The following is an 18,337-nucleotide window of genomic DNA, read 5'->3' on the forward strand; positions in this document are numbered from 1 at the left end:
TTTTATTATATAGACCATGCGTAAAATTATATTACTTTCTTTTTTGAGCCTTAGTTTTGGTTCTCTGGTTGCCCAAAATGCTCCTTATTGGCAACAACATGTTGATTATAAAATGGATGTATCGATGGATGTAAAAAACTATTTATACAAAGGAAAACAAGAATTGGAATACACCAATAATTCGCCAGATACGTTGCGAAAAGTTTTTTATCATTTGTTTTTTAATGCGTTTCAACCTGGAAGCGAGATGGATGCAAGAGTCCAAACGATTAAAGACCCAGATGGGAGAATGATAAATAAGATAAAAGTTGACGGTAAGGATGTTAAGGAAAGCCGTATGAAAACTTTAAAGCCTAATGAAATGGGGTATCTTAATATCACTAATTTCAAGCAAGATGGGGTAACAGCTGTAACAAGAACTTCGGGGACAATTATGGAAGTTACTTTGGCTAAACCAATTTTACCAAACTCAAAAACTACTTTTACATTAGAATTTGATGGACAGGTTCCAGTACAAATTCGTCGTGCAGGAAGAAATAATACAGAAGGTGTTGCTTTGTCAATGTCGCAATGGTATCCTAAATTAGCCGAATTTGATTTCGAGGGCTGGCATGCAGATCCATATATCGCAAGAGAATTTCATGGTGTTTGGGGGAATTTTGATGTAAAAATTACAATCGATAAGGACTATACAATAGGTGGTTCAGGATATTTACAGAACAAAAACGAAATTGGTCACGGATATCAAGACACTGGAGTTACTGTAGTTTATCCTAAAAAGGCAAAAACACTTACATGGCATTTTGTAGCGCCAATGGTACATGATTTTACTTGGGCTGCTGATAATGAATATATTCATGATATAGTAAAAGGACCAAATGATGTTGATTTGCATTTCTTTTACAAAAACAATCCGAAAATTATTGAGAATTGGAAAAATCTACAGCCATTAATGGTTAAAGTAATGGATTTTTATAATCATAAAATTGGACCATATCCGTACAAACAATATTCATTTATTCAAGGTGGAGATGGAGGAATGGAGTATGCAATGTGTACTTTGATGTTGGGTAACGGAACTTTAAAAGGAATGTTAGGTACAGCAACACATGAATTAGGACATGCTTGGTTTCAACATGTTTTGGCTTCAAATGAGTCTAAGCACCCATGGATGGATGAAGGTTTTACAACTTATGTAGAAGATATGGCGTTGAATGAATTAGAGGGGGATAAAAAAGAAGTAAACCCATTTAAAGGAAATTATGCAGCGTATTACAATTTAGTTGCATCTGGTAAAGAGCAGCCACAAACTACACACGGTGACCGTTATGATGAAAATAGACCCTATAGTATCTCATCTTATGTAAAAGGAAGTATCTTTCTTTCGCAGTTGGCTTATGTAATTGGTCAGGATAATTTAGATGCTACGGTAAAAAGATATTATAACGACTTTAAATTTAAGCACCCGTCACCTAATGATATCAAAAGAACTGCTGAACGTGTTTCTGGAGCTCAATTAGATTGGTATTTAATAGATTGGACGCAAACTACAAATACAATTGATTACGGCATCAAAGAAGTGAGCGATAGTGGTAATAAAACAGTTGTAACTCTTGAAAGAATTGGAAGAATGCCAATGCCTATTGATTTAACTGTAGAATATACAGATGGAACTAAAGAGAGCTTTTATATTCCGTTGCGAATGATGAATTTTATAAAAGAGAACCCTGATCCTTCTGTAAAAAGAACAGTTTTAAATGATTGGGCTTGGGCAATGCCTACTTATAATTTTACAATTGACAAAAGTAAAAGCACTATCAAGAAAATCACTATCGATCCAAGCGGGTTAATGGCAGATGTGAAAGCAACAAATAATGTATATGAAGTGAAATAATCTTCATCTTTTATAACATAAAAGCCCTTAAAGACATTTGTTTTTAAGGGCTTTTTGTATGTAGAATTATTTTGATAATAGAATTTTACTCCGTAATTTTTGTATTTTGTTCTATCTGAACATTATTTTGTGCTGGTTTTTTAAAAGGGAATAACTCTCTATAACTAGCAGATCTCCAGAGCCATTCTATTGGGCCGTAATTATATTTTGAAAGCCACCATTTGCTAATAAATAATTGAGCAATAAAAACAAAAACAGCTAATGAAAAGTAAAACCAATAAGGCATTGTGTTTCCTATTCCTAAACCAATTCCAGAGAAAATAAACGCACCTAATATATTTTGAAAGATATAATTAGTCAATGTCATTTTACCGCCAAACTTAAAGTAGTTAAATATAGTTTTTAGTTTGTTATTTATATATAACAAAGAAATTCCCGTTGCAATAAACAGCATAGTACTTAAAATCATCCAATAAAAAGGATTAAAAAAGACGAAGTAATTAGTTTTATTAATTCGAGCCATTTCAAAGATTACTCCCAGTACTATTGAGAAAAACAAACTTATAAAAAGAGTATATTTTAAAAGTTTTCTCATTTCGTTTAAACGACTAAAAAAGTTTACTTTTTGAAGTAAAAAACCAAAAAGCATGCAGGTAAACATTACAAGGTGAGCCGTGATTGCATATCCTGGAATAATTATTTGTTCATAATAGGAGGCTAATAAGTTAAAATTAAAGAAATCTAGCCAGTTTCCTGAATAATATAATTTGAGGTATTCTACGCTTGTCGTAATCGCGGTATATTCTGTTTTTATGCTGTTTACATAAGCAGCGACAAAAGGAATTGAAATGAAAAGAAGGCTACATAGAACTGTTAATGTTTTTGTTGAGCTTTTATAAAAGAGCAACAAGAGTAGTCCCAAAAAGGCGTAATCTTTTAAAATGTCGCCAAGCCAAAAAGCCGAATTGATGAATGCTAATACAAAAAGTAAAATCATTCTCCAGCTAAAAAAAGCGACTGGGTTTTTGCCTTTGTTGCTGATGTTGGTAATTAAAATTGCAAAGCCATAACCAAAGAGGACTGTTAATAATGTCCATGATTTTGCTGCAAAAAAATAACGGTTAAAAATTTGAAGAATATCGGAAAATGTATTGTTAACTATTTTAGTAGGTAATCCGATATGAATATAATCTACGTAGTTTCCAATTGCAACTCCTAATAATGCCCATCCTCTTAGGATATCAACGATTGGAGTTCGCTTGTCTTCTTGAATCGGCTGAAATGATTTTGTCATATAATTAACTTGATTTGTGGTTTTTTAAATTATTTTGGTTAGTGTGTTTGTTAAAAACGCACTAAAAGTAATAAAATTACACAGTGGTTAATTGTAAAAACAGAAATAATATAGACTAATTAATTTGGCTATTTTGTAAATGATAAAAGTCCATTTTTTTAAAGAGATTACTTTAAAAAAAACGGACTTTTAGAATGTGAAAATGATTGCTTATTTTTTGTCACCTAAATGCTCTAACATATCTTTTGTCATTGTTTCAAGATCAAAAGTATGTTTCCAATCCCAATCTTCTCGCGCAGAACTGTCGTCGATACTTGCAGGCCAGCTATCAGCGATTTTCTGACGGAAATCAGGGTTGTAAGTAATCTCAAATTCAGGAATATGTTTTTTAATTTCGTTTGCAATTTCTGTTGGTGTAAAACTCATTGCTGCTAAATTGTATGAAGAATGAATTTTGATTTGCTCAATAGGTGCTTTCATAATATTAATGGTTGCATCGATTGCATCATCCATATACATCATCGGCATTTTAGTTTCAGAAGATAAAAAGCACTCGTATTTTTTATCAGCAATAGCCTTATAGAAAATATCAACAGCATAATCTGTTGTTCCACCACCAGGAGGAGATGACCAACTGATTAGACCTGGATAACGAATGCTTCGTACATCTACACCATAGATATTATGGTAGTATTCGCACCATCTTTCACCAGCCTGTTTGCTAATTCCATAAACAGTAGAAGGTTCCATTACGGTATATTGTGGTGTGTTTTCTTTGGGAGTAGTTGGTCCAAAAACAGCAATACTTGATGGCCAGAAAACCTTTTTTATTTTTTTTGCTTTAGCTAAATTTAAAACGTGAAATAAAGAGTTCATGTTTAAATCCCAAGCAAAGGCAGGGTTTTTTTCGGCTGTAGCAGATAGTAAAGCTGCCATTAAATAAATGTCGGTTATTTTATGAACCTCTACAAGGTGCTCTATTTGATTGAAATCTAAGGCATTTACAACTTCAAAAGGACCAGAATTAACAACATCTGTATTTAGTTTACGAATGTCTGAAGCAATTACGTTTTCAGTTCCGTATAATTTGCGTAGTTTTTGTGTAAGCTCCGTTCCAATTTGGCCACAAGCACCAATGATTAAAATTTTAGGATTCATGTTAAGTTTGTTTAGTCTAGCAAAGGTAACGATTTCGCAATTATATTTTAATTGACTATCTATTATTTAATAACTTCTCAAAAAGAGTGTTTGTTTCTCATGATTGTTCACCGATAGCTGTTTTAGTAAGTAGATTAAAAACAGAACAATTAAATCATAACTTCTTCTTAAATGGGAATTCGTAATTGTAAATTTACTTTGTAACTTTGTAGTCTAACGTTTGAACCGATGAAATATAGAATATCTCTTTTCCTTCTTTTTGTTTTTCTTTTAAATTCTTGTCAAAATCAAGATGAGAAGCGACTTGCCGAAAATAAAAAAGAAGCTAAAAAGAAAGAACTAATTTTTAATAATATCAATAAAGGCTGGGTTTTTTATGATACACCAATCAATACAGTTTCAGAAGAAACTATAAAAAGTTGGAACGAATGGCGCCAGTTTCTGGAGGAGCTAAAGGGAAAACCTAAAAAAACAATTGGTGCTTTTCAAAAAAAATCGAGTGCTATTGCCCAAAAAGCAATTGCATTAAATAATAATATCCCGGAACAATTCAATAAACAACAAATAAAAAGTAGGATTTCTGTCTTAATTACTAAGATAAAAATGATGGATTTATATATTCATTTAGATAAAATTCCAGATCAAAAAGTTGTTGCTTTAATAGGAGATATCAATAAAGAGTTGGTCTCTTTAGAAAGACAAATGGATAAAATAGTTGAGAAGAATAAAATTCCATTAGAAGAAGGAGAATCAGAATTAATGAAAATGATAAAGGATACTGCAAGAGCAATTCCCAGTACGCCCATAGATCCAAATACCCCAAGAGTTGAGTAAGAGTGCTTTATATACTACGTATGATAATTTGCCAAAAACACAGCAAATTGCCGATCAGTTATTAGAAAATAATGAAGTAAAACTGCATCTTAACGGTTTGTTAGGTTCGGCAGTTTCATTTGTAATTCGTTCTTTGTTTAAAAAAGCAGCATTGCCTTTTCTTATTATTTTAGATAATAAGGAAGAAGCAGCTTATTATTTGAATGATTTAGAGCAAATGGTTGGTGAGCAAGATGTATTGTTTTATCCAGGTTCGTATCGAAGACCATATCAGATTGAGGATACAGACAATGCTAATGTCTTGCTTCGTGCAGAAGTTCTCAACCGAATTAACTCGCGCAAAAAACCGGCAATAATCGTTTCTTATCCCGAAGCATTATTTGAAAAAGTAGTGACTCGAAAAGAATTGGATAAGAATACGTTGAAAGTATCAGTTGGGGATAAAATATCGATCGATTTTATCAACGAAGTTTTATTCGAATATGAATTCAAAAGAGTAGATTTCATTACCGAACCAGGAGAGTTTTCTGTTCGTGGTGGAATCGTCGATGTGTTTTCTTTTTCGAATGATAACCCGTATCGAATTGAGTTTTTTGGAAATGAAGTCGATAGTATTCGAAGCTTTGATGTTGGGACACAATTATCTGTCGAGACACACAAAAAGATTACGATTATCCCGAATGTCGAGAATAAAATTTTTCAAGAAAATAGAGAGAGTTTCCTAGATTATATTTCTGAAAAAACAGTGCTTTTTATCCAAAATACAGATGGATTTTTAAGTCAGTTAGATAAGCAATTTGCAAGAGCAGAAGAAGCATATGAGAAATTATCAAAGGATATAAAGCATGCTACGCCAGATCAGTTATTCTTAAATCAGAGTTCGTTTATCAAAAAGGCATTGGATTTTTCGATTGTAGAATTAGCCAGTAAGCCAATTTTTAAAACAAAAAAGAAATATGATTTCCATATTCAGCCACAACCATCATTCAATAAACAGTTTGATTTGTTACTGAATAACTTAAGTGAGAATCATTTTAACGGATACAAAAATTACTTGTTTTGTTCGAATGACGCACAGGCAAAACGATTTCATGATATTTTTGAAACTTTAGACGAAGCCAATTCTGAGAATATTCGTAAGCAATATCATACTGTAGTTTTACCATTGTATCAAGGTTTTATCGATGATGAAAATCAGATTACTTGTTATACCGATCATCAGATTTTTGAGCGTTACCATAAATTCAACATTAAAAACGGATATTCTAAAAAGCAGAATATTACGCTTAAAGAACTTACCACTTTATCGGTTGGAGATTATGTAACGCATATTGATCACGGAATTGGAAGATTTGGCGGTTTACAAAAAATTCAAGTAGAAGGGAAAACGCAAGAAGCCATCAAATTGGTTTATGCGGATAATGATATCGTGTATGTGAGTATTCACTCGCTTCACAAAATTTCAAAATACAACGGTAAAGACGGAACTCCACCTAAAATTTATAAGTTAGGCTCTAATGCTTGGAAGATATTAAAACAAAAAACTAAAGCACGTGTCAAACACATTGCATTCAATCTTATTCAGTTGTATGCTAAAAGAAGATTGGAAAAAGGATTTCAGTTTGCTCCAGATAGTTATTTACAAAACGAATTAGAAAGTTCGTTTATCTACGAAGACACGCCAGATCAGACTAAGTCAACACAGGAAGTAAAAGCAGATATGGAAAGCGATCGACCAATGGATCGTTTGGTTTGTGGTGATGTTGGATTCGGTAAAACTGAGGTTGCAATTCGTGCCGCTTTCAAAGCAGTAGATAATAGTAAGCAAGTAGCCGTTTTGGTACCTACAACAATTCTAGCCTACCAACACTATCGCACTTTTTCGGAGCGATTAAAAGAAATGCCTGTTTCTATTGGGTATCTGAACCGTTTTAGAACTGCAAAACAAAAGGCACAAACCTTAAAAGATTTAGCCGAAGGAAAACTTGATATTGTAATTGGAACACATCAGTTAGTAAATAAAAATGTCATTTTTAAAGACTTAGGATTGCTAATTGTTGATGAGGAACAAAAGTTTGGAGTTAATGTAAAAGATAAACTTAAAACGATTGCTGCGAATGTTGATACATTGACATTGACAGCAACGCCAATTCCTAGAACATTACAATTCTCTTTAATGGCAGCGCGAGATTTATCAGTTATTACAACGCCTCCGCCTAATCGTTATCCTATAGAAACTAATGTAGTTGGGTTTAGTGAAGAATTAATTCGTGATGCGATTTCGTATGAAATTCAGCGTAACGGGCAAGTATTCTTTATCAATAACCGAATTGAAAATATAAAAGAAGTTGCAGGAATGATTCAGCGCTTGGTTCCAAATGCCAGAGTTGGAATTGGACACGGCCAAATGGAAGGTGCTAAGCTTGAAGAATTAATGTTGGCGTTTATGAATGGTGATTTTGATGTTTTGGTTGCCACAACGATTATTGAAAGTGGTTTGGATGTGCCAAATGCAAATACCATTTTTATTAATAATGCCAATAACTTCGGATTGTCTGATTTGCATCAAATGCGTGGTAGAGTAGGTAGAAGTAATAAAAAAGCATTCTGTTATTTCATCTGTCCGCCATATTCATCAATGACAGAAGATGCTCGTAAAAGGATTCAGGCTCTAGAACAATTTAGTGAGCTAGGAAGTGGTTTTAATATTGCCATGAAAGATCTTGAGATTCGTGGAGCAGGAGATTTGTTAGGAGGTGAACAAAGTGGTTTTATTAATGAGATCGGATTTGATACCTATCAGAAAATCATGAACGAAGCCATCGAGGAATTAAAAGAAAATGAGTTTAAAGATCTATATCCTGAAGAAAATAATATCGAAACCAAGGAGTATGTAAAAGACTTGCAAATGGATACCGATTTCGAATTGTTGTTTTCTGACGAATATATCAATAATGTGAATGAGCGTTTAAGTTTGTACAACGAGTTAGGAGCAGTCAAAAACGAAGAAGAATTGGTTGTTTTTCAGAATAAACTAATCGACCGTTTTGGACCAATGCCACCAAGAGCGATTGCTTTAATGAATAGCATCCGCATAAAATGGATTGCCACCAGAATCGGAATCGAAAAACTGGTTCTCAAGAAAGGCAAGATGATTGGTTATTTTGTCTCCGATCAGCAATCAGATTATTACCATTCTAAGCGTTTCCATAAAGTGATACAGTTTGTACAAACAAATAGTGCTATTTGTGTAATGAAAGAAAAACAAACACCAGCAGGTTTACGCCTTTTGATAACTTTTGATAATGTTAAATCTACTCGAAGAGCCTTAGAATTAATGGAGATGTTTGAAAAGCAATAGCTTAAAAATAAAAATGGCGTATGAAATCTCATACGCCATTTTTATTTTTCCTTTTAGAATATAATTTTAAGCACATTAAATATTTAAATATCTTTAGTTTTTCAAATCTTTAATTACCTTAAAAGCGATATCTACTTGATCTTCACTTACTAGAATTGTAAATTCATTTGATGTAGAGATTACCTCATTTATTATAATCCCTTCCCACGCTAAACGTTGAAAAATGAAATAATATATACCAGGAACCACGATATTTTCTTTTGGTAATTTTACAGTAATTGAAGCTAAATTGCTCAATTTCTGAATTAATTTTTCACGAGCAAAGTGTTTTTCAACGAGTTGATTTATGCTACTACTAACAACAATATTGGTTTCATTAACACCACGTGATGAGGTGTAGAATATATCTGATAATGTATTAATATCTGAAATTAAATCGGCTTGTTTGTTTAAAACAGTTTCAGATGCTGCAAAAGTGTAATCAGTAAGTTCTGAGCGAACAGTAATCTCGCCAATATTCTTGATTACTTTATTAATCTTGTGGTTTAACTTAAAGTCTAATTCTTCCGTTAATCGTTTTAACGACATTACTACAGCTCCTTGTTTTACTTCTTTGCCAAACTCGCTTTCTAATTCGGTCATTATATTTCTAGATAATGAAGTTAAATTAATAATACCGAGAGATAATGCATTTAATAAAAAAGGCTTCGTTTTGATGTAATTTTCTACGATGGAGGAAACGGTTTTCATAATTTTCTGGTTTTTGTACTAAATTAGTGTGGTTGGTTTAGTTAATTGTGTGTTATATTTTTTTGCAAATATAAAATAAAAAACAATTTGTTACAAATATAACAATAAAAAATTGTGTTAAAAATGATAAAAAGCATCTATAAGATGTTCTATAACAAAGGATTCCTTGTTTTTATGGATTGCAACGATGTCAAAGCGCACTTCAAAGTCTATTTTCCTATCGTCTATGTAGGCATTCACGGCTTTTACCAGTAATTGAATTTTTTTTGGATTCACAAAATCTTGTGGTAAGCCAAATTCGAGGCTTGACCTTGTTTTTACTTCTACAATAATCAAGATGTTTTCTTTGGTAGCTATAATATCAATTTCGGCTTTTTGAAAAGTCCAATTGGTATCAAGAATTTTATAACCGTTTTGTTGAAGGTATTCTACTGCAAGTTCTTCTCCTATTTTTCCTAGTTCGTTGTGTTCAGCCATTTTTGAGTATTATGAAATTAGTATTTATTCTCGGTATTCAGTCGCAGTATTCAGTCGCAGTATTCAGTCACAGTATTCAGTCACAGTATTCAGTCACAGTATTCAGTCACAGTATTCAGTCACAGTTTGAGTCACAGTTTGAGTTACAGTTTGAGTTACAAGTTTCAGGTTTCAGGTTTCGAGAAACTCCGTTTGTAGCTCTTCATAAATTTGTTTGCATTCTCAGTTTCTAACTGTTGTGTATTAGGCTTAACAGATAGTTTCTCGCAAAGACACAGAGACGCAAAGTTTGCATTTGTTTTCTTTGCGACGTTGCGTCTTTGCGAGATTAATTTTGCATCGTATGACATTTAATACAAAATAAGTATATAATATTATTTATCAAAAGTAACCGTACTTTCTGAGGGGAGTTGAAGGACAGTCTTATTTGTTAACTGTTGTGTGTTGGGGGTAACAGATAGTTTTCTCGAAATGACACATAGACACAAAGGTTGCATTTGTTTTCTTTGCGACTCTGCGTCTTTGCGAGATTTATTTTTGTGGCGTATCCATTACAATGTATTATGCCAGAGTACTAATCGTAGTCAAAATAACAGATTACAGTCACGGTATTCATTAGTATCATCCTGAGGGGGCGAATGACAGTCTTATTTGCTAACTGTTGTGTGAGGGGGTAACATATAGTTTTCTCGCAAAGACGCAAAGTCGCAAAGTTTAAATTTGGTTTCTCTGCGTCTTTTCGAGATTAATTTTTGCATCGTATGGGATTCGTTACAAAATAAGTACAAAATATTATTTATCAAAAGTAACCGTACTTCCAGATTTGTTTACATCTATGGTAACTGTGCTTCCCATTACTAAAGCTCTATTGTCTTGGATATGTCCTGCTGGGAAATTAAAAATTACTGGGATATTGTATTTTTTGGTAACATCATCAATAATTTCCAATGCATTTTTTCCCCAAGGAATATCATTATCTTTCATTTTGGTCATGGCTCCAATCATTATTCCTTTTAGATTTTCGATACAGCCATTGCGTTTTAAGTTCATCATCATGCGATCAATATGATAAAGATATTCATCAAGATCTTCTATAAAAAGTATTTTGTCATGACAATCAATAGATGATTTCGATCCTAATAAACTATACAATATAGATAAATTACCTCCAACTAGTTCACCAGTAGCTTTACCAAATCGGTTCATTGGATCTGGCGAAATTGAATATGATATTGGATTACCGAATAAAGCCATTTTCATAGTTGCAACTGCATCTGGAGTAGCACGAGGAATACTAACAGGCATTATACCATGAATTGATTTGTAGCCCATCGTATTAAGATGATTGTGTAAAACAGTTACATCACTAAAACCTATAACCCACTTAGGATGTTGTTTGAATTTTGTGAAATCCAATAAGTCAATCATTCGAACTGTACCATAACCACCACGAACACACCAAATTGCTTTAATGTTTGGATTGTCCATTTGATGCTGAAAATCGGCTGCACGTTGCTCGTCAGTTCCTGCAAGCTGATTGGTATCTAACCCTATTGTACTTCCTATTACAGCTTCTATTCCCCAACTCTTAAGTAAGTCGATTGTAGGCTTTAAATTATCATCGATGTTTTTTCTTGCTGTTGCTACTAGGGCAACTGTATCGCCTTTTTGTAAATAAGGAGGTGTTATCATGTTTTGTTGAGATTGACAGGTGAATGATTGTAAAGCAAAAATAAGAAATGTGAATTTACAAAAAGCAAAATGTTTCTTTAGGTATCGTAATGGGTTCGTATTCATTTTTCTATTTTTAGTTTACAACAACGTTATCTAGTGGTGTTGCAGTTATATCTTTTATTTTTCCTTTTTTGCTAGCAATGTTTCCAGTCCAGTTGTATGTTTTTCCGCCAGTTGTTATTGTTATTCCAATACTATTCTGGTTATCATAGATCGTATAAACTACATCTTTGTTTTTAAAAGTAACAGAATTGTTTTTTTTGTCAAAGGTAAAATCTGGATTTTGATAAACAATATTTATTGGGTACGAAAATTCAACTTCATCATTTTTGTCAATCAAAACATAGTTTAGTACTCGGTCATTGTGATTAAATAGAACAACTTGTTTTTGATTTTTATCAACTTCAAAAGACAATATAGTTTTGATTCCTTCTCCCTCATCTAATGAAATTGTTCTTTTAGATGTTACTACCATTTTTTTACCATCCCAATTTTGTTCGGAATAATTGCTGTATGGAAAGTCCATTTGATTATCCTCGACTATCTTGATTACTTTAGGTTTGTTATTTTCAACTATAAATTCAGAGAATTGATGCCAGCAACACCCACTTTTAGTCATCACGTTTATTTTCTTCTCTTTATAATCTACATTAAACATACCGCAGTATTCTTGTGCAAGAGCTGTAAAATCTGGGCTGAATTTAAAGCCTGTTTTAGTGGCTAAATATATTTTAAAAGAAGGTCCGTGGTAGCAGCTATTTTGTCCATCAGATATGGCAAAGTCCTTTATTCCATCAAAATTGTAATCTTCATACAAGATTAAACTTTGTTCTCCGTATGGCAATGCTTTTATGTTTGCCAATGCTTTTCCGTTATGTAAAGTCAATGCTAATTCTTCAGATTCAACTTTTATGATTTGTTTGTTTGATTTAGCATCATGAATAGCAATCCAACCTTTTGAAAATACTTCGGAAGTGTCTGCGATGAAGATTTTTCCAAAATATTCTTTTGAGAAATGATCTACTTTAAATATAGTTTGAGCAAAAGTAAAATTGAATATAAAGAGAAGTAAAGCTGTGGTTGAAAATTTCATTTTATAGCAATGTTTTCAGTGTAGATTCCGTATTTAGAATCTAAATAAGATTAAACAAAACAAAGATAACCATTATACAAACTATTTTTGAACTTCTTATTTAAATGAATTAGCTTATATTTGAAAGAATTTTCTTTTAATTAATTGCTTTAAGTAGATGTGACAATGCGAATGACTGCCTTTTATGCCTTTGTTTTTTTAAACTTATTGATAGTGCAATCTAGTGCACAAACAAAAAAGTATACGATTCATACTGCAGCTTTTTATAATGTTGAAAATCTTTTTGATACCATAAATAATGCTAATGTTCGTGATAATGATTGGACACCAAAAGGATCTCGACATTGGACATCTCAGAGATATAATAAAAAATTAGAGAACCTTGCTAGAGTTTTGTCGGAAATTGGAACGCCAGAAAATCCTAATGCACCTACTTTTATAGGATGTGCCGAAATAGAAAATAGAGGTGTTCTTGAGGATTTAATAAAACAACCTAAATTAATAGATAAGGAATATGGAATTATTCATTTTGATTCGCCCGACCAACGAGGGATAGATGTCGCTCTATTGTATCAGAAAAAATATTTCAAGCCAATTACCTATTCAAATATTCCACTTATCATTTATAAAAACCCCACAGAAAAGAATAGCGATACAGTTATAAATTCAAAGAAACGTGTATTTACTCGAGATCAATTATTAGTGTCTGGGTTTTTAGATGGAGAAGAAATAAGTATTATAGTAAATCACTGGCCGTCTCGTTCAGGCGGAGAACAAAGATCGAGTCCATATCGTGAATTGGCTGGAGCTTTGAATCGTAAAATAATTGATTCCTTACAGCGAATTAATTCTGATGCTAAAGTTATTACAATGGGAGATTTTAATGATGGGCCTTATAACAAAAGTATCAAAATTTCACTTGGAGCTAAGGCAAATAAGAATGAGGTTAATGAATTTGGAATATATAATCCATTTGAGAATATGGCTAAAAGAGGAATGGGAACTATTGCGTATCGCGATTGGTGGGATATTTTTGACCAGATTCTAGTTAGTCAATCTTTGATTAAATCCGATTTTAGTTCCTTTCAATTTTGGAAAGCAGGAATCTTTAATAAATCATTTTTAATACAAAATTCAGGTAAATACAAAGGATATCCGTTGCGTCACGGATCGAATGAGGTTGGTTTTAGCGATCATTTACCGGTTTATATTTACCTTATTAAAGAAGTTAAATAATTCGCGTTTTTCTGTATTTAGATTGTAAACTGCGACTGTAAACTGGTATTGATACTGTGAACTTTTTAGTAACTTAGCACCTCAAAACTTAGCACCCCCATAATTATGGCTATAGCAAAACCTTTCAATCTTACTAAATGGATTGATGATAATCGTCACTTACTAAAACCACCTGTTGGTAATAAGAATTTATATGTCGAATCAGGCGATTATATCGTAATGGTTGTTGCAGGACCAAATGCCCGCAAAGATTATCATTATAACGAAACAGAAGAATTGTTTTATCAACTTGAAGGTAGCATAAAAGTTATTATTCAAGAAGATGGAGAACGTAAGGAAATGGATTTGCATGCCGGAGATATGTATCTTCATCCTGCTCATGTACCTCATTCTCCGGTACGTTCTGAAGGATCTATAGGTTTGGTAATCGAAAGAAAACGAGTTGGCAAAGGACTTAAAGATGGATTGCTTTGGTATTGTGATACTTGTAATCAAAAATTGTATGAAGTGTTTTTTGAACTTCATAATATCGAGAAAGATTTCTTACCTCACTTTGAGCATTTCTACAATTCTAAAGTTTTGAGAACCTGCACAAATTGTGGAACTGTAATGGAATCTGATCCAAGATTTGTTGCTAAAAAATAAATCTGAGTTTTTTACATAAAAGGCATACTTTTGCAAAAAAAATAAATTATCCACATGGACGATTATTATTCGAGGAAGAAGATAGATAAACAGGAGTAGTTGTTGCATCATGCATGCGCTATTCCTATAATAACGTTTTGCATTATGATTACCTTTTACAAAAACAACAACGGTTTGTTTCCAACAGAAAACCGTGAAAAAAACAAATGGACCAATGTAGTTTGTCCAACACAGGAAGAAACTAAGTTTTTACTCGAAGAGTTACAAATCCCTGAAGCATTTTATAACGATATTGAAGATATTGACGAGCGCCCTCGTATCGAAATTGAAAACGGTTGGTTTCTTATCATATTGCGAATTCCTTTTAAAAGTAATGATGCCAAATTGCCTTTCAATACAGCGCCTTTAGGGCTTATGTTTAAAGATGATGTTTTTGTATCGCTATGTTTCCATCAAGTTGAAATTTTATCAGATTTTGTATTATATACGCAACGTAAAAAATCGGATGTAAAGAACCATTTCGACTTAGTTTTAAGATTGCTTTTATCTTCAAGTATTTGGTTCTTAAAATACTTAAAACAAATAAATCAACGTATTCGACTGGCAGAGGATAACCTCGAAAAGTCAATCAAAAATGAAGAATTACAAGCATTGCTTCAAATAGAAAAGTGTTTAGTATTCTTTATTACTTCATTAAAAGGCAACGATGTATTGTTTCATAGAATTAAAAATCTGAAAAACCATAAAGAAGATTTTGATCCCGTTTTACTAGAGGATGTAGAAATCGAGTTAAGACAAGCTGAAGAAACTACTAATATTTACAGTAATATCTTAACCGGTATGATGGATGCTTATGCATCGGTAATTTCGAATAACTTAAATGTTATTATGAAAAGATTGACTTCAATATCTATAATTTTAATGATTCCAACATTGGTAGCAAGTTTATATGGGATGAACGTTCCAAATAACCTTCAGGAAAACAATTATGGTTTTGTTATAATCTTATTGATTTCATTGGTCATATCAATTTGTGGTGTTTTCTTGTTTAAGAAAAAGAACATGTTTTAATTCGTTTTAGTTATACATAAATTCAATATAAAGCAATGTAAATTTTCTTTTACGTTGCTTTCTTAATATTTCTTCTTTAATAGTTGCTTGAAACTCAAATCATTTTGCTTGTTTCAATTCCTTAATCGTAACTTTATAGGTTTAGAAGCAACCTCAAATTAAAATTAAAAAGTATAATGGCTAAAAATATCTCCGAAAAATCATTCGAAACGTTTAATTGGCTTGATATCAAAGGTCCAACAGAAGAGCAATTAGAAAACATTGCCAAAAAGTTTGACTTAGAGGTTTTTCCTGTCAAGGACTCGGTTGAACATGGGCATTTACCTAAAATTGAAAAGATTAAGAATTTTAATTTCATTATTCTAAGGGCATATACAGCAAATGAATATGATAATAATTCTACCGTAGAAGAACTTTCTAATAAGGTAGCTTTTTTCTATAATGAAGAGCAATTAATAACAATTCATCGAACTCCTTTTCCTTTCTTAGAAGAGATTTTTAAATCAGAATCAAAATGTAATTCGGTTTATGAATTGCTAATTCACATTTTTAAAGCTATTGTTTTAACTTACAGTGGACCTTCGCAATGGCAAACAGATCAAATTGATGAAGTAGAGAAAACAATTTTCTTAAAACAGCAAAACAAAATCTCTTTAGAAGATCTTTATTTTCAGAAAGCAGAAACGAGAATTACCAAAAAATTATTAGTGCTTACACAAAATGTTATCAATAAAATTCATGTACCAGAAGAAAATTCATCAGCACTAGAGGATGTAAAAGACAATCTTGTTAAGCTTATATTAGCTTACGAAGAGGCAATGGAGGATGCGATAAATTTAATGAACACATTTTTATCAGTAACTGCTCAGAAAAATAATGATGTGGTTAAACTATTAACTGTTTTTTCTGCTTTTTTCTTGCCCTTAACTTTCTTAGTTGGGGTTTATGGAATGAACTTTAAATATATGCCAGAATTGGAATGGAAATTTGGTTATTTGTATGCAATTCTTTTTATGTTTATCATGTGTGTTTTTATTTATATTTGGTTCAAAAAGAAAAACATTATGTAATCTAAAACAATTAAATTTTTGTAGATAAATTAATTCAGATATATTTACATAAAAAAATATAACAATTTTTAACAAAAAAGTTACAATGATAACAATAGCAGAGCAATTCGGAATGAAAGACGCATTGGCGCAATTGGGTATAAAAGCCGTAAACGAAGGGACATCAACTGGAATAAATCATTTTTCTTCAGGAGACACCTTAGATAGTTTTTCGCCAGTAGACGGAAAATTAATTGCATCGGTAAAAACATCAACAGCTGAAGATTATGAAAAAGTAATGCAAACAGCAACAGATGCATTTAAAGTATTTAGACTAATGCCAGCACCACAACGTGGAGAAATTGTGCGTCAGTTTGGTGAAAAATTGCGTCAGAATAAAGAAGCTTTAGGTAAGTTGGTTTCTTATGAAATGGGGAAATCATTACAAGAAGGATATGGAGAAGTTCAAGAGATGATTGATATTTGCGATTTCGCAGTTGGATTATCTCGTCAGCTTCACGGTTTAACAATGCATTCAGAGCGTCCTGGACATCGTATGTATGAGCAATACCATCCAATGGGAGTTGTCGGAATTATTTCGGCATTTAACTTTCCAGTTGCAGTTTGGTCTTGGAATACTGCTTTGGCTTGGATTTGTGGAGACGTTTGTGTGTGGAAACCATCTGAGAAAACACCACTTTGCGGAATAGCTTGCCAAAATATAATTGCTCAGGTAATTAAAGAGAACAACCTTCCAGAAGGAATTTCTTGTTTGATTAACGGAGATTACAAAGTAGGGGAGTTAATGACGAATGATAAACGTATTCCTTTAATTTCGGCTACAGGATCTACTCGTATGGGTAAAATTGTTGCACAAGCAGTTGCGGGACGTTTAGGTAAATCATTATTAGAATTAGGTGGAAACAATGCTATTATTGTTACTCCAGATGCAGACATCAAAATGACTGTTATTGGTGCCGTTTTTGGTGCAGTAGGGACAGCAGGACAGCGCTGTACTTCGACTCGTCGTTTAATTATTCACGAAAGTATTTATGACAAAGTAAAAGATGCGATTGTTTCGGCTTACAAACAGTTACGTATCGGAAATCCTTTAGATGAAAACAATCATGTTGGTCCACTTATCGATACAGATGCAGTAGCAATGTATGCGAATGCTTTAACTAAAGTTGTTGCCGAAGGTGGAAAAATTCTTGTAGAAGGTGGAGTACTTTCTGGTGAAGGTTATGAAAGTGGTTGTTATGTAAAACCAGCTATTGCAGAAGCAGAAAATTCATTTGAAATTGTTCAACATGAGACATTTGCGCCTGTTTTATATTTGATAAAATATAGCGGAACTGTTGAAAATGCTGTTGATATTCAGAATGGTGTTGCTCAAGGTTTATCTTCAGCAATTATGACAAACAATTTACGTGAAGCAGAATATTTCTTATCTGTTGTAGGTTCTGATTGCGGAATTGCAAATGTTAACATAGGAACTTCTGGTGCAGAAATTGGTGGTGCATTTGGTGGTGAGAAAGAAACTGGAGGTGGTCGTGAATCAGGTTCAGATGCTTGGAAAATTTATATGCGTCGTCAAACTAACACAATCAATTACACTACAAGTTTGCCATTGGCTCAAGGAATAAAATTTGATTTGTAATAATACGTTTTTATATAGAAACCGTTTTTTCTAATTTGTTTAGAAGAAGCGGTTTTTTTTATGACTTGTTCAGAATATTCT

General features: G+C 32.5%; 14 protein-coding genes. 8 read left to right on the forward strand and 6 right to left on the reverse strand.

Annotated elements, in window-relative coordinates:
• Positions 1-16 precede the first annotated feature (16 nt).
• A complete protein-coding gene (locus QWY99_RS21155) occupies positions 17-1,894 on the forward strand; it encodes a M1 family metallopeptidase (RefSeq protein WP_290267815.1) in 1,878 nt (625 codons plus the stop codon).
• Positions 1,895-1,979: 85 nt separating this feature from the next.
• On the opposite strand, the gene QWY99_RS21160 is transcribed toward QWY99_RS21155, so the two are convergent.
• Complete coding sequence (locus QWY99_RS21160; RefSeq protein WP_290267817.1) at positions 1,980-3,188, reverse strand: DUF418 domain-containing protein; 1,209 nt, start codon at positions 3,186-3,188, stop codon at positions 1,980-1,982.
• 210 nt (positions 3,189-3,398) lie between these two features.
• On the reverse strand, positions 3,399-4,346 hold the full coding sequence (locus QWY99_RS21165) for an L-threonine 3-dehydrogenase (protein ID WP_290267818.1): 948 nt from the start codon (positions 4,344-4,346) through the stop codon (positions 3,399-3,401).
• Positions 4,347-4,574: 228 nt separating this feature from the next.
• On the opposite strand from QWY99_RS21165, the gene QWY99_RS21170 reads away from it, so the two are divergent.
• Both QWY99_RS21170 and mfd read left to right on the forward strand, forming a co-directional pair.
• Complete coding sequence (locus QWY99_RS21170; RefSeq protein ID WP_290267819.1) at positions 4,575-5,180, forward strand: hypothetical protein; 606 nt, start codon at positions 4,575-4,577, stop codon at positions 5,178-5,180.
• On the forward strand, positions 5,173-8,541 hold the full coding sequence (mfd, locus tag QWY99_RS21175) for a transcription-repair coupling factor (protein ID WP_290267820.1): 3,369 nt from the start codon (positions 5,173-5,175) through the stop codon (positions 8,539-8,541). The genes QWY99_RS21170 and mfd overlap by 8 nt, the downstream gene beginning before the upstream one ends.
• A gap of 93 nt (positions 8,542-8,634) precedes the next feature.
• Here the strand turns inward: mfd and QWY99_RS21180 are convergent, their stop codons facing one another.
• The 4 genes from QWY99_RS21180 to QWY99_RS21195 all read right to left on the reverse strand — a co-directional run bounded on the left by QWY99_RS21180 (position 8,635) and on the right by QWY99_RS21195 (position 12,595).
• The gene (locus tag QWY99_RS21180) at positions 8,635-9,291 is read right to left on the reverse strand and encodes an aspartate kinase (protein ID WP_035618292.1); all 657 of its coding nucleotides are present in this window, start codon (positions 9,289-9,291) and stop codon (positions 8,635-8,637) included.
• A gap of 117 nt (positions 9,292-9,408) precedes the next feature.
• Positions 9,409-9,768 (reverse strand): YraN family protein, encoded by a 360-nt coding sequence (locus QWY99_RS21185; protein ID WP_290267826.1) that lies wholly within the window; start codon positions 9,766-9,768, stop codon positions 9,409-9,411.
• 792 nt (positions 9,769-10,560) lie between these two features.
• Positions 10,561-11,460: a S66 peptidase family protein gene (locus tag QWY99_RS21190; protein ID WP_290268272.1), complete on the reverse strand. Its 900-nt coding sequence runs from the start codon at positions 11,458-11,460 to the stop codon at positions 10,561-10,563.
• Between the two features lie 115 nt (positions 11,461-11,575).
• A complete protein-coding gene (locus QWY99_RS21195; RefSeq protein ID WP_290267828.1) occupies positions 11,576-12,595 on the reverse strand; it encodes an XAC2610-related protein in 1,020 nt (339 codons plus the stop codon).
• Between the two features lie 171 nt (positions 12,596-12,766).
• Here QWY99_RS21195 and QWY99_RS21200 point away from each other — a divergent pair, with 171 nt between their 5' ends.
• The 5 genes from QWY99_RS21200 (at position 12,767) to amaB (ending at position 18,256) form a co-directional block, all read left to right on the forward strand.
• The gene (locus tag QWY99_RS21200) at positions 12,767-13,831 is read left to right on the forward strand and encodes an endonuclease/exonuclease/phosphatase family protein (RefSeq protein WP_290268273.1); all 1,065 of its coding nucleotides are present in this window, start codon (positions 12,767-12,769) and stop codon (positions 13,829-13,831) included.
• Between the two features lie 105 nt (positions 13,832-13,936).
• Positions 13,937-14,476 carry a 3-hydroxyanthranilate 3,4-dioxygenase gene (locus tag QWY99_RS21205; protein ID WP_290267830.1) on the forward strand — a complete coding sequence of 180 codons (540 nt, stop codon included), beginning with the start codon at positions 13,937-13,939 and terminating at the stop codon, positions 14,474-14,476.
• A 144-nt stretch (positions 14,477-14,620) separates the two neighbouring features.
• The gene (locus QWY99_RS21210) at positions 14,621-15,547 is read left to right on the forward strand and encodes a magnesium transporter CorA family protein (protein ID WP_290267832.1); all 927 of its coding nucleotides are present in this window, start codon (positions 14,621-14,623) and stop codon (positions 15,545-15,547) included.
• A 176-nt stretch (positions 15,548-15,723) separates the two neighbouring features.
• A complete protein-coding gene (locus QWY99_RS21215; protein ID WP_290267834.1) occupies positions 15,724-16,617 on the forward strand; it encodes a CorA family divalent cation transporter in 894 nt (297 codons plus the stop codon).
• Between the two features lie 85 nt (positions 16,618-16,702).
• The gene (gene amaB / locus QWY99_RS21220) at positions 16,703-18,256 is read left to right on the forward strand and encodes an L-piperidine-6-carboxylate dehydrogenase (protein ID WP_290267836.1); all 1,554 of its coding nucleotides are present in this window, start codon (positions 16,703-16,705) and stop codon (positions 18,254-18,256) included.
• The last annotated feature ends 81 nt before the right edge of the window (positions 18,257-18,337 follow it).

Origin of the sequence: Flavobacterium branchiarum, assembly GCF_030409845.1 — a bacterium.
Taxonomy (GTDB): Bacteria; Bacteroidota; Bacteroidia; order Flavobacteriales; family Flavobacteriaceae; genus Flavobacterium; species Flavobacterium branchiarum.